Below are 14,386 nucleotides of genomic sequence, written 5' to 3'. Positions count from 1 at the left end.
CAGGTTTAACAGCTGGGACTTGGACATGTACTGTGACCGATGCTAATGGTTGTACCAGAGCGCAAAATTTTACAGTGACACAACCACCTTTTATTTCAGTAACACCTGCTTCACAAACCAATGTATCTTGCTTTGGAGGCTCAAATGGTGCCGCTGCTATCAATACACCAATAGGAGGAGCTGGTGGATACACCTATAATTGGACACCGGGTAACCCAACAGGTGACGGAACTACCTCTGTTACAGGCTTGACAGCTGGAATTTGGACCTGTACTGTGACCGATGCTAATGGTTGTACCAGTGCGCAAAGTTTTACAGTGACACAATCACCTGCTATTTCAGTAACGCCTGCTTCTCAAACCAATGTATCTTGCTTTGGAGGTTCAAATGGTGCCGCTGCTATCAATACACCAACAGGAGGAGCTGGCGGTTACACCTACAATTGGACTCCGGGAACACCAACTGGTGACGGAACTACTTCTGTTACAGGTTTAACAGCAGGAACTTGGACATGTACTGTGACCGATGCTAATGGTTGTACCAGAACGCAAAATTTTACAGTGACACAACCAACTGCTATCAGTACAGCAACTGCTGCGCAAACAAATGTGTCGTGCAACGGTGGATCTAATGGTTCAGCTTCTGTAACTCCTTCTGGCGGAGCTGGTGGATATACTTACTCATGGTCTCCTGCTGGTGGAACAGCTGCAACAGCAACTGGGCTTTCTGCAGGAACTTATACAGTAACAGTAACAGATGCTAATTCTTGTACAGCTACTCGAAACTTTACAATTACACAACCAACTTCTATCAGCACGTCAACTGCTGCACAAACAAATGTGTCGTGCAACGGTGGATCTAATGGTTCAGCTTCTGTAACTCCTTCTGGTGGTGCTGGTGGATATACTTATTCATGGTCTCCTGCTGGTGGAACAGCTGCTACAGCAACTGGACTTGCTGCAGGAACTTATACCGTAACAGTAACAGATGCAAACGGTTGTACCGCAACTCGTAACTTTACCATCACACAGCCAACTGCTATCAGTACGGCAACTGCTGCACAAACAAACGTATCCTGCAACGGTGGATCTAATGGTTCGGCTTCGGTGACTCCTTCTGGTGGTGCTGGTGGGTATACTTATTCTTGGTCGCCTTCGGGTGGAACGGCTGCTACAGCTACTGGATTAAGTGCTGGAACGTATACCGTAACAGTAACCGATGCTAACGCATGTACAGCTACTAGAAACTTTACAATTACACAACCAACGGCTATAGTAGCAACTGCAGCTTCTCAAACCAATATTTCGTGCAACGGAGGTTCTAATGGTGCTGCCTCGATTAATATTCCAACAGGTGGAGCGGGTGGATATACCTACAACTGGACTCCAGGTACCCCAACAGGTGATGGAACAAGATCAGTAACAGGATTAAGCGCTGGAACTTGGTCTTGCACTATAATGGATGCAAACAGTTGTACTACTACTGTTAACTTTACAATCACGCAACCAACTGCTATCAGTACGGCAACTGCGGCGCAAACAAACGTATCTTGTAATGGAGGTTCTAATGGTTCTGCTTCAGTGACTCCTTCAGGAGGTGCTGGTGGATATACTTATTCTTGGTCTCCTTCAGGTGGAACAGCTGCTGCAGCTACCGGATTAAGTGCAGGAACATATACTGTAACTGTAACCGATGCAAATTCTTGTACAGCTACTCGTAACTTTACAATTACTCAACCAACAACAATTAGTACGGCAACTGCTGCGCAAACAAACGTTTCTTGCAACGGTGGATCTAATGGTTCGGCTTCCGTTACACCTTCTGGTGGTGCTGGTGGATATACTTACTCATGGGCACCTTCGGGTGGAACGGCTGCTACTGCAACCGGATTAAGTGCAGGAACATATACTGTAACGGTAACCGATGCTAACGCATGTACGGCAACTCGTAATTTTACCATCACACAACCAACAACAATTAGTACGGCAACTGCTGCACAAACAAACGTATCTTGTAATGGAGGATCTAACGGTTCGGCTTCGGTAACTCCTTCTGGTGGTGCTGGTGGATATACTTACTCGTGGGCGCCAGCTGGTGGAACAGCTGCAACTGCAACCGGATTAAGTGCTGGAACTTATACTGTTACGGTAACCGATGCTAACGGATGTACCGCTACTCGAAACTTTACAATTACCCAACCAACGGTTATCAGTACGGCAACTGCTGCACAGACAAATGTTTCTTGTAATGGAGGATCTAACGGTTCTGCTTCGGTGACTCCTTCTGGTGGTGCTGGTGGATATACTTATTCTTGGTCGCCTTCGGGTGGAACGGCTGCTACAGCTACTGGATTAAGTGCAGGAACATATACTGTAACGGTAACCGATGCTAAAGCATGTACGGCTACTAGAAACTTTACTATTACACAACCAACGACTATCAGTACGGCAACTGCGGCACAAACAAACGTGTCTTGTAACGGTGGATCTAATGGTTCGGCTTCAGTGACTCCTTCTGGTGGTGCTGGTGGATATACTTATTCTTGGTCGCCTTCGGGTGGAACGGCTGCTACAGCTACCGGATTAAGTGCAGGAACATATACTGTAACGGTAACCGATGCTAACGCATGTACGGCTACTAGAAACTTTACTATTACACAACCAACGACTATCAGTACGGCAACTGCGGCGCAAACAAACGTGTCTTGCAACGGTGGATCTAATGGTTCTGCTTCGGTGACTCCTTCTGGAGGTGCTGGTGGTTATACTTATTCTTGGTCTCCATCAGGTGGAACCGCTGCTACAGCAACCGGATTAAGTGCAGGAACATATACCGTAACAATAACCGATGCTAACTCTTGTACGGCTACTCGCAACTTTACAATTACCCAACCAACGGTTATCAGTACGGCAACCGCTGTGCAAACAAATGTTTCTTGTAACGGTGGCTCTAATGGTTCGGCTTCGGTAACTCCTTCGGGTGGTGCTGGTGGATATACATATTCTTGGTCTCCTTCAGGTGGAACAGCTGCAACTGCAACCGGATTAAGTGCAGGAACTTATACTGTAACGGTAACCGATGCTAACGGGTGTACCGCTACTCGAAACTTTACAATTACCCAACCAACGGTTATCAGTACGGCAACTGCTGCACAGACAAATGTTTCTTGTAATGGAGGATCTAACGGTTCTGCTTCGGTAACTGCTTCTGGTGGTGCTGGTGGATATACCTACTCATGGTCACCATCTGGTGGAACTGCTGCTACAGCAACGGGATTGAGTGCTGGACTCTACACCGTAACAGTAACAGACGCTAACGGATGTACGGCTACTCGTAACTTTACAATTACACAACCAACGACTATTAGTACCGCAACTGCTGCGCAAACAAATGTATCTTGTAATGGAGGATCTAATGGTTCTGCTTCGGTAACTCCTTCGGGTGGTGCTGGTGGATATAATTACTCATGGTCTCCTGCTGGTGGAACAGCTGCAACAGCAACTGGGCTTTCTGCAGGAACTTATACAGTAACAGTAACCGATGCTAACGGATGTGTCGCTACTCGAAACTTTACAATTACACAGCCAACATCAATCAATTTCACAACAACTATTTTGCCTGGTTATGATTACAATACTGGATATAGTCAGACTATAGTAGCTTCAGGAGGTACAGGTTTTAAAACGTACGCCGTTACAACGGGAAGTTTGCCTTCTGGTTTTTCATTATCAACAGCTGGACAATTAACAGGTATTTCAACTCAAATTACTGATAGTAATTTTACGGTTACTGCTACTGATGCTAATAATTGTACTGCTACATTTAATTATGTACTGAAATTAAATCAAATCCCAGTTACTGTAACTGCAACACCTTCTCAAACTAAAGTATATGGTGAAAGTGATCCTGTTTTAACTTATACAGTGTCACCAAGTTTGCTTTCAGGAGATTCATTTACTGGTTCTTTAACAAGAGTTAGTGGCGAAAATATTGGTACTTATGCTATCAACCAAGGTTCGCTTTCAGCTGGGTCTAAGTATTTAGTTAATTATGTTGGTACTGACTTTGCCATTGCCGCTAAACCAATTACAGTAACCGCAACAGCCGGACAAACGAAAGTTTATGGAGCAACAGATACAGTTTTTACTTATACAGTTTCACCAAGTTTAGTTGGTAGTGATTCCTTTACAGGAGCCTTAACAAGGGTTGCTGGGGAAAATACAGGAACTTATACTGTAAACCAAGGAAGTTTAAGTGCCGGAACTAATTACATCATAAGTTACGCAAGTTCTAATTTTACTATTACTGCAAAACCAGTTACTGTAACAGCAACTCCATCACAAACAAAAGTTTATGGAACAACAGATCCTACTTTTACTTATACAATTTCGCCAAGTCTTGTAGGTACTGATGCCTTTACAGGAACTTTAACTAGAGCTGCAGGAGAGAACATCGGAAACTATGCTATTACACAAGGAAACTTAAATGCAGGTTCTAATTATAACATTAATTATGTAAGTAGAGATTTTAATATTACGGCAAAACCGATCACAGTAACGGCAGACGCTTCACTAACTAAAGTATATGGAAATACGAATCCAGTTTACTCTTACACATTCTCACCAAGTTTAGTAAATGGCGATGCTTTCATAGGAGCTTTAACTAGAGCCGCTGGAGAGAATATCGGAAACTATGCAATCACAATAGGTAACCTAAGTGCAGGAGCTAACTACAACATTACTTATGTAAGTAGAGATTTTACTATTACAGCAAAACCGATCACAGTAACTGCAAATGCATTACAAACCAAGGTATATGGTACAACGGATCCAGTTTACTCTTACACTGTTTCACCAAATTTAGTAAGTGGCGACTCTTTCACTGGTGCCTTAACAAGAACTGCTGGAGAGAACGCTGGGACCTACCCTATTACACAAGGCACCTTAAGCGCTGGTGGAAATTATACCATTACTTATAACGGCTCTAATTTTACTATTACTAAGGCCGATCAGCTAATTACTTGGAATCAGACGTTAGGATTTGGTTGCAATGGAGAAACTAATGTTGTTTTAACTGCTGTTTCAAATAGTGGTTTAGCAGTAAATTATGCTTCTTCAAATGATAATATTGTTACCGTTTCAAATAATTCATTATTATTCCAAAATTATGGATCTGCAACTGTTACAGCATCTCAGCCGGGTAACTTGAATTACAATGCAGCTCCAACTGTAGCTTTACCAGTTGTAGTTAGTCAGCCTAACTTAATTAGAAAACAATTTGAAAATGTTATATTCTTTGACAACAGTTCGAAGAATTTCAAATCGTACATCTGGTATAAAAATGGAGTTTTAGTTCCTGGACAAACTTCACAGTATTTCAAAGAAAGTGGAGCTCTAAATGGAACTTATTATGCAGTTGCGACAAAACTAGACGGTACATTAATTACAAGCTGTCCGTTAACTCTCTCGCCAACTGTTGAAGAGGAATACATGAGAGTTGTTCCAAACCCAGTAAAAAGTAATGCAAGTTTTCAGTTAATAACCAACATTAGCGCGAGCAGAATACAAAACGCACGTGTTGAACTATTTAGCTTAACAGGAAACTTATTAACCACTGTCAATACAAGTCAAAACACTGTTGACTTGTTAGCTCCGAGTGCTGAGGGTATTTACATTGTAAAAATAACTTTAGCAAATGGTAAGTATTTTACTAAAAACCTTCTAGTAAAAAATTAAAATAATTTACAGAATAGGACATCCTCATTTTCACGAATGAGGATGGATTATTCAAATAAAAAAAGATGTATGCAATCGCCAATATCAACAATTTTACGAGAACAAAAACTTAAATATAAAAAGGCAACAACATACAAGACCACTAAAATAAATTTTACACCTATGAAATTCAATCTTAAAAACATAATTGGAACAACCGCTTTTTTGATTTCGCAAGGAATAGCCGCACAGGTTTATGTAGGAATACAGTCTGGAGTAGGTAATATCCAGAGTGATATCGCTGGCATAAAAACAGGTAATCGTCTTGGAGCAGCTATCAAAGCTGGTTACGTGTACTCTTTAAACTCGCATTTCGGAATTGGTACAGGGATTGAGTTCTCTCAATACAAACAAGAAGTTTCGTTTTCTCAGCCTACTGCAACGCTTTCAAATTTTGAAGTTGATATTTCAACTTCCGCCTTTGTTTATAACATCACTACAAACAATTATAGAGAAAAACAGACTTTACAAGCAGTACAAATTCCTCTTTTTGTGCAGTATAAAAAAAATATAAATACTGGCATTGATTTTAATTTTAGAGCTGGTGCTAAATATTTTTTACCTGTAAACTATAAAATTAATGCAACTGCTGATTATGCAAATGGTACTGCTTATTATCCAGATGTCAACCTTACCATTATTGACTTACCAGAATATGGTTTTGGTCAACAAAATAATTATTCCGCATCAGGAGAATACAAAACAAAAGGAATTATAATGAGCTCTTTTGAGTTAGGATTTACATTTGATATGGGAAAGAAGAGTTCTTTATACGCGGCCATGTTTCTTGAAAATGGATATGGTACCATCTTAGACCAAAATCAAAACGAAACCTATATTAGCTATAACCCTACATCAGTAACTGACAGAAAAACTAATGGTTTATACAGTACTGATAAAGATGCTGAAATTAAGCCGGTAGCTTTCGGATTAACACTCGGATGGAATTTTAAATAATTTCATTTTTTAAAATAATACCAAAGGTCTTGACTCATAATCAAGACCTTTTTTTATGAAAAAAAATCTCTTTCCCAAAAATTCGTTTAAACTGAATCTGCCTTGCTTGAGATGTTTACCCCGATTGGCCAATTTGATTTAACAAAGAGTAACATTTTCCACAATCTTTCAATGTAGAGTGGTTGTTCAAAGTTTATATGAAGTTGTGAATCATATTGACTACTATTTGATAATACGAGATCGATAACTAAAAAAATCAAATATTAATAAATAAAAATGATATCTATCGTTATTTTTGATAGAAATATCTTTTTAAAATAATCTCGTTACAGACTTATTCCAGTTCCCAAATTTATTACTTCCCCGAAAGATCCTTGTAAACCTCTTTTTACATAGAACTCCTCTCTACAAAATTTACGAACGTTTTGTCAATTTATAAACCTTTAATGCTATCATACCTATCTCACCAGAGTATTTTTGATATGCTTTATATCTCTTAACTCATTTGGATAACTTTCTTTTTCAAAGCTTTGTAAAAAATTTCGGAAGGTTATTCCCTAGATATAAAATTATTATTGTTAACGAAACTTTTACAGTCAAATAATTGGCAAATTCATCCCAGAATTTCTCAAAAAAGACAAATATAATATTGACTTAACCTTAGGAATTCTATTTTTGTGCCCAATTAATTAATTGTTACCCTATGAAACACAATTACGCATTTAAAACCTTAGCGTTTTTCTTATTAGTACTTCTGGCATTCAGCTGGAATATCTCGGCACAAGGTACACAGCCAACCCCTCAAGCCTTGCCGTTTTTACAAAATTTTAATGCTCTTGATGTTGCATCAACTACTTATCCAGACGGATTTCAAGGATGGACAGCCAGTACTTCACCTGGAAGCAGTTACAACACATCGGCAACTATAGTTGGTGACAGAGTTTTGACAGCAAGCAGTACTGCTGCAACAACTAGTGGAAATGTGCACAACTACAACGGTAAAATTGGTTTTTTGAACAGCAATTCATTAGACTTAACGATTGCTTTAGCCATAAAAACCACAGGTAAATCTGGAATTTTTGTAGAATATGATGCTATGGTTATTCGTAACCCATATAACGGAACGAACAATATCCGAATCAACGATATGATTTTACAGTATCGCGTAGGAACCACAGATGCTTTTGTAAACTTACTTACCACTGCTTACGCAAATAATACTACTCCGCAATCAGCAGGAACAGCAGAGCAGAATTCACAAAAGATAAAAATACAATTACCCACCGATTGCGAAAACAAAGATATTGTGCAACTCAGATGGATTTCCAGACAAGTTTCTGGAAGCGGCTCTCGTCCTTCCTTTGCCATTGATAACATCAGTATTACAAACGATACAGAAGCCCCAAAATATGCAGATGGTTTTCCAAAAATAAACAATATTCTTTCAGAGGGATTTGACTTTGCTACACAACTTAATGAAAACGGAAAAACTTTTTTTGTCGTTTTACCAGCTGGAAGCCCTGCCCCTAGCGTTGCGCAAATTAAAGCAGGAACCGACTCTAATAATTCGGCTGCACTTAAAACAGGAATTCTTGTGATAGCCGATCCTGCCGTTGTTTACACTGCTGCGGTGAGCGGATTAACATTAGGAACAAGCTACAATGTTTACGCTGTATCTGAGGATACTTCAGGGAATTTACAAGCTTCAAGCACCTTACTAAATGTAACTACTTCGAATGTTGCAGTACCTTCAATTACTACCACTGTAAATGAATTGAACTTTAGTTTTGTGGAACAAAATACTTCAAGCTCAATTTTGAACTACGGTATTCAAGGACAAAATTTAACCCAGGCGGTTACAGTTACTGCTCCTTCAGAATTTTTAATTTCAAAAACAGAAAGCACTGGTTTTCAAAGTAGTTTAAGCTTTGAAGTTAGCGAATTCGCAAACAACGCTATTCCAAAAGTGTTTGTACAATTTAACCCAACAACAACTGGGGTAAAATCTGGAGTAATTACACTTGCAACTGCAGGTGGCTCATCAAAAACAGTAGCTGTTAATGGAGTAGGAATCAACCCGTACACTCAAGATTTTAACGATATAAATGTATTGACTAATAGCGGTTGGACCTCATACAGTGTAGCGGGAGATAAAGTAAAATGGAGCAGTACAACTTCTCGTTTTAATAGCTCACCTGCAGCAGTACAAATGAATGGATTTTCAGAAAATGGACCAAGTAAAGATTGGTTGATTTCGCCAGCAATGCGTTTAAATTCATTTGATAAATTCCCATTGTTATCTTTTTTCAGTAGAAAATTCTTTTCGGGAACTACTTTAAAATTAATGGTATCTACCAATTATGATGGAAAAAGCAATCCTGAAACAGCTACATGGACTGCTTTAAATGGTGATTTTCCAACTACAACAGGAACTTTCAAACAGTCGCAATTTATCAATCTTGAAGCCTATAAATCAAACAGCACTTATGTTGCATGGGTATATGAATCAGGTTTGAATGGAGCTACAGACAGTGCTGAGTGGACACTTGATGATGTAAAAATTACAAATGAAGCTGCTTTCATCGCAACAATACCAACTTTAAATTTTGGTGAAATCGCCCCAAATACAGTTTCTGCCAGTCAATCGTTTAGTTTCATGGCTGGAGGATACGGCGCAATAACTGTAACAGCACCCCTGTACTATCAATTGAGTTTGGATAATACTAACTTTCAAAACAACGTACAAGTAACTGCTGAACAAGCATTGGCTGGAATTACGCTTTATGCTCGTTTTGCTCCAACGACAAAAGAGTTAAATAGTGCTGGACCATTGCAATTAAATGGAACAGGATTGAACCAACAATTAGGTATGTTAAATGCTTCATCTTTAACTAAATCTGAAACTTTTGATATCGTTACTTACAATTTAGAGTTTTTTGGTACTGATGTAAAAGATACTAGCGGAGCTGAATTTGGCCCAACAGATGACGCACTACAAATAGATAATGTAGCAAAAGTAATGAACACTTTAAATGCTGATGTATACGCTGTACAAGAAGTATCTGATGATGCTGCTTTAGAGACTTTGATTACAAAAATAAATGTGAACGGAAAAACTTTTGCAAAAGCAGTTTCTCCTGTGTGGTCACGCTCTTACCAACCAGCCGATCCTAATTTTCCACCTCAAAAGTTAGTTGTCTTGTACAATACTCAAACTACTTCTGTTAAAAAGACACGTGTCATGTTTAGCAAATTGTACGATGATGTTCGTGCTGGGACAACTACTTTACCTAATTACCCAAGTACTGGTGAAAGCTTTTATTCATCTGGTCGTTTACCGTACATGGTAGAACTTGAAACTAATATTGGTGGTATTAAAAAAGACCTTAAAATAGTTAATTTACACGCTCGTGCTAATAGTGGTACCGACATTACGCGTTACAATATGCGTAAATATGATGCTGAATTACTAAAAGACAGTTTAGATACTCAATATCCAGATGCTAACATCATTTTGTTAGGTGATTTTAATGACGACGTAGATGTCTCTGTAATTGCTGGCAACCCTTCATCATACCAAAAATTGGTTGAAGATACCGCTCGTTACAATGCATTGACATTAGAAATTAGTAAAGCAGGTGCTTTTAGTTTCTTATCTTCTGGAGGATTTCTAGATCACATCTTAATCTCGAATGAGTTAAATGACGAGTACATCGCGAATTCTATTCAAGTGTACGACCCACGTCCTGAAATCACAAATTACGTTAACACCACTTCAGACCACGGACCGGTTATTGCTCGTTTTGAATTAAAAGCAGATACTACACTTGGATTATCTAATCCAGTAACCAATAGCACTGCTGTAAACGGTTATCCAAATCCAGTGAACGATATTTTTAATGTAAATGTAACTAGCACTGATAGTGAAAAAACTAGTGTACAATTCTACGATCTTCTTGGTCGTAAAGTAGGAAAACCAGCGGTTTTAAAAGCTACTTCAAATGGTAGTTCAGCTGCGATTAATGTAGACCAATTACCTACAGGCATTTACATTTATACCGTAACAAGCGGTGAAAAGGTAATTTACACTCAAAAAATAATTAAAAAATAAGCTTTAAAAGCAACGCTAAAAAGCCAGATTTCATCCTTCTGAAATCTGGCTTTTTTTATGGTGTAAAGCGATAAAACACGACACTAATTTGTTTGTCGTAATCAAAACCTACAATCTTTTCCTTACTTTTACCAACTGACAAATATTTAATTTATGACCAACCTACTCACATTCTTATTCGTTTTTATTGTAGCCCTAGGCATTGGAATTTTTATCGGGAAATTGCTTTTTACCGCTCAAGCAAAAGGCGAAAAAATAAGTTTGGAAGAAAAAATTCTTGCTCTTACGCAACAATATTCACAAGTAAAAGAGCAGGCAAGTATAGAAAAGCTGCAATTTGAAAAACGAATTGAAGTAACTAACGATGAGAAAGAACGCATCAGAAACGAGAAAGACAGCCTAGCTATTCAACTCTCCAAAAAAGAAGTCGACTTTGAAAATCTTTGGGAACGCAACAAGGAGCAAAAAGAAGAAGTGGAACAACTACAAGCTAAATTCACTAAAGAATTTGAAAATTTAGCCAATAAAATTCTCGAAGAAAAATCGAATAAATTCACCGAACAAAATAGAGAAAACATGAAAAATATCTTGTCACCGCTACAAGATAAAATTCAGTTGTTCGAAAAAAAGGTAGAAGATACCCACAAGGAAAGTATTGATTATCATGCCGCTTTACGCCAACAAATTTTAGGCTTACGTGAAATGAATATTCAAATGAGTAAAGAAACTATCAATCTAACCAAAGCTTTAAAGGGCGATAGCAAAATGCAAGGCAATTGGGGTGAATTAGTTCTGGAACGCGTTTTAGAAAAATCAGGACTCGAAAAAGGACGAGAATACGAAGTGCAACAAGCTTTTACAACCGAAGAAGGTAATCGTGTTTTTCCTGACGTAGTGATTAACTTACCTGATGGTAAGAAAATGATTGTCGATTCAAAAGTATCCTTAACTGCCTACGAAAAATACAGCAACGAAGAAGATGACACCATTAGATTAGGTTGGCTAAAAGAACATGTAAACTCGATAAAACGCCACGTAGAACAATTAGGAAACAAAAATTACCACGATCTATACCATATTGAAAGTCCTGATTTTGTACTGCTATTTATCCCTATTGAACCGGCATTTGCTGTTGCATTAAATGAAGACAACAGCCTCTACAATAAAGCTTTTGAAAAAAATATTGTCATCGTCACGCCTTCTACATTACTGGCTACCTTGCGCACCATCGATAGCATGTGGACCAACCAAAAACAACAAGAAAATGCCCTTGAAATTGCAAGACAAGCAGGCGCACTTTACGATAAATTTGAAGGATTTGTTAATGATTTGATCAAAATTGGCAAAAAAATTGATGAAAGTAAAACGGAATACGCAGCCGCAATGAACAAATTAGTGGAAGGAAAAGGAAACCTAATAACTAGTGTCGAAAAATTAAAGAAAATGGGCGCAAAAGCTAAAAAAGCATTACCCGAAAGTATCATAAATCGAGCAGAAAAAGACGAAAACAAACTATTAAACTAAGCACAAATGAGAAAATTTTTAATGATCACTTTAGCAGTAATCGTGTTAGGACTAGTTTCCTATTTCACTTTTTTATATAATGCCACTTACAGCGAGGGAGTGCGCTCTGGTGAATTAATTAAAGTGAGTAATAAAGGAGTTATTTTTAAAACTTGGGAAGGCGAAATCAGTCAAGGTATCTCTGGTGCACAAATATTTTCATTTTCTGTTTTAGACAGCGAAGCTGAAGTAATTACACAATTGCAAGAAATGGAAGGCCAATACGTTCAAGTAAATTATGTTGAAAAATACCGTACTTTCCCATGGTGGGGTGACACGCGTTACTTTATCACTTCAGTAAAAAAAGTAAATTCTCCTTTCAAAATCAAGTAGATGAAAACTTCGTATAAAACCGTGGCGAGTTCAGATATTAAAATTTCTGAATTGATGCTTCCATCCCATACCAATTTTAGCGGAAAAATACATGGCGGCTACATTTTATCCCTTTTAGATCAAATTGCTTTTGCATGTGCTTCTAAATTCTCAGGACATTATTGTGTTACGGCATCAGTAGATACAGTCAATTTTTTACGCCCCATTGAAGTGGGCGAATTAGTAACGATGAAAGCCAGCGTGAATTACGTAGGCAATAGCTCTATGATTGTAGGCATTCGTGTAGAATCAGAAAACATTCAAACAGGCGAAATCAAACACTGTAACTCCTCTTATTTTACAATGGTAGCCAAAGACAACAGCGGCAAAAGTATAGCCGTTCCTGGTTTGATTTTGTCTACAATGAATGATGTTCGACGTTGTTTTAATTGCATCAAACAAATTGCCCAAAAAAAGGAAAAGGACCTTCACGAAGAAATATTCGATTACAGTTCACCCGAAGCACTCGCCAGCTTAGATCAGCACAATATTAAATTAGACCTTCGTTAAGAATAGCTTTAGAAAATAAAAACTTCGAAGGAGTTCTTAATTTGTAAATAGAATACGTTCTAGAGTATAATTTGTGAAAGAATTACATTATTTACTTAAACAGTTACGCAAGGCTCCTTCAAGGTTTTTGAATTGAAAACGAAAACCAGCAGCTTCAATTTTTTGAGAAGAAACTCGGCGACCTGTTAGTACTATTTTAGACATTTCGCCCATTGCTAGCTTAATAACAAACTCGGGCACAGCTGGCAACCAGATCGAATAGCGATAGACACATGCTAGGGTTTTAGAAAAAATAGCATTATTGGTGTCATCCTGAACCGCTGCATTATAGGCACCTTGCATTTCATTATTTTCTAGTGCCATAGCATACATCTCACACAGATCATCTATATGAATCCATGGCATATATTGCTTACCGCTGCCAATGATAGCACCCAATCTGTACTTAAATAAGGGAGCCAATTTAGACAAAAAACCATCTCCTTTTCCTAGAACCAAACCAGTTCGGATTTTTACAGTTCGAATATTTCTGTTTTCAATAAAATCTAAAGAATCCTCCCATTTATGGCAAGTATAACCTAAAAAATCATTTGCAGGAAGCATTTCTTCGGTACAAATTTCAGGACCATTTACAGCGCCATAAATACCAATTGCTGAAGCAGATACAAAAGCCTCAAGCTTTTTATTTTGTTTTTTAATTATTGAATACAGCAAAACCGTTGATTGCTCTCTACTTTCAATAATTGCCGCTTTACGTTTTGCAGTCCAGCGTTTGTCAGCAATATTCTCACCAGCAAGATGTACAATAAAATCAGCCTTGGCAACAGCCTTTTCATCTACAGTTTGCTGAGCTATATCCCATTTAAAATAAAAAACATCTGGTTGATTTGGTTTTACACTCCTAGTTAAAATAGATACAGAATACCCTTTTTTTAACAATAAATCCGTTAGATGTTTTCCAACAAATCCAGTACCGCCGCTAATTAATACATTCTTTTTCATAATACTGTAAAGCTAGTGATTTTTTAATGGTATAAAATTATATTAAATTTTGTTTAACTTTATTAATATATAGTTAAACATTTACTACCTTTATACC

The 14,386-nt window shown here is 38.0% G+C and carries 7 protein-coding genes; 6 read left to right on the top strand and 1 reads right to left on the bottom strand.

Annotated elements, in window-relative coordinates:
• Nucleotides 1-74 precede the first annotated feature (74 nt).
• The 6 genes from G9Q29_RS10930 (at nucleotide 75) to G9Q29_RS10905 (ending at nucleotide 13,287) form a co-directional block, all read left to right on the top strand.
• Nucleotides 75-5,735: an MBG domain-containing protein gene (locus G9Q29_RS10930; RefSeq protein WP_317164742.1), complete on the top strand. Its 5,661-nt coding sequence runs from the start codon at nucleotides 75-77 to the stop codon at nucleotides 5,733-5,735.
• Between the two features lie 162 nt (nucleotides 5,736-5,897).
• Nucleotides 5,898-6,731: an outer membrane beta-barrel protein gene (locus G9Q29_RS10925; RefSeq protein WP_166137111.1), complete on the top strand. Its 834-nt coding sequence runs from the start codon at nucleotides 5,898-5,900 to the stop codon at nucleotides 6,729-6,731.
• A 703-nt stretch (nucleotides 6,732-7,434) separates the two neighbouring features.
• Nucleotides 7,435-10,842, top strand: a complete 3,408-nt coding sequence (locus tag G9Q29_RS10920) for a T9SS-dependent choice-of-anchor J family protein (protein WP_166137108.1) — start codon at nucleotides 7,435-7,437, stop codon at nucleotides 10,840-10,842.
• Between the two features lie 153 nt (nucleotides 10,843-10,995).
• The gene (rmuC, locus tag G9Q29_RS10915) at nucleotides 10,996-12,366 is read left to right on the top strand and encodes a DNA recombination protein RmuC (RefSeq protein ID WP_166137105.1); all 1,371 of its coding nucleotides are present in this window, start codon (nucleotides 10,996-10,998) and stop codon (nucleotides 12,364-12,366) included.
• Nucleotides 12,367-12,372: 6 nt separating this feature from the next.
• Nucleotides 12,373-12,738 (top strand): 6-phosphogluconate dehydrogenase, encoded by a 366-nt coding sequence (locus G9Q29_RS10910; RefSeq protein ID WP_166137102.1) that lies wholly within the window; start codon nucleotides 12,373-12,375, stop codon nucleotides 12,736-12,738.
• Nucleotides 12,739-13,287 carry an acyl-CoA thioesterase gene (locus tag G9Q29_RS10905; RefSeq protein WP_166137099.1) on the top strand — a complete coding sequence of 183 codons (549 nt, stop codon included), beginning with the start codon at nucleotides 12,739-12,741 and terminating at the stop codon, nucleotides 13,285-13,287. It begins immediately after the preceding gene.
• Nucleotides 13,288-13,374: 87 nt separating this feature from the next.
• Here G9Q29_RS10905 and G9Q29_RS10900 read toward each other — a convergent pair whose 3' ends face one another.
• Nucleotides 13,375-14,289: a TIGR01777 family oxidoreductase gene (locus G9Q29_RS10900; protein WP_166137096.1), complete on the bottom strand. Its 915-nt coding sequence runs from the start codon at nucleotides 14,287-14,289 to the stop codon at nucleotides 13,375-13,377.
• Nucleotides 14,290-14,386: the final 97 nt, after the last annotated feature.

This window comes from Flavobacterium turcicum, assembly GCF_011365745.1.
GTDB lineage: Bacteria > Bacteroidota > Bacteroidia > Flavobacteriales > Flavobacteriaceae > Flavobacterium > Flavobacterium turcicum.
The sequence above is the reverse complement of the archived record's forward strand: the minus strand, read 5'-3'. Positions and strand labels throughout refer to the sequence as shown.

Bases quoted from the DNA above. Each gene is read 5' to 3' on its own strand.
- G9Q29_RS10925 (WP_166137111.1), top strand. From the start codon at position 5,898: ATGAAATTCAATCTTAAAAACATAATTGGAACAACCGCTTTTTTGATT.
- G9Q29_RS10920 (WP_166137108.1), top strand. From the start codon at position 7,435: ATGAAACACAATTACGCATTTAAAACCTTAGCGTTTTTCTTATTAGTA.
- rmuC (WP_166137105.1), top strand. From the start codon at position 10,996: ATGACCAACCTACTCACATTCTTATTCGTTTTTATTGTAGCCCTAGGC.
- G9Q29_RS10910 (WP_166137102.1), top strand. From the start codon at position 12,373: ATGAGAAAATTTTTAATGATCACTTTAGCAGTAATCGTGTTAGGACTA.
- G9Q29_RS10905 (WP_166137099.1), top strand. From the start codon at position 12,739: ATGAAAACTTCGTATAAAACCGTGGCGAGTTCAGATATTAAAATTTCT.
- G9Q29_RS10900 (WP_166137096.1), bottom strand. From the start codon at position 14,289: ATGAAAAAGAATGTATTAATTAGCGGCGGTACTGGATTTGTTGGAAAA.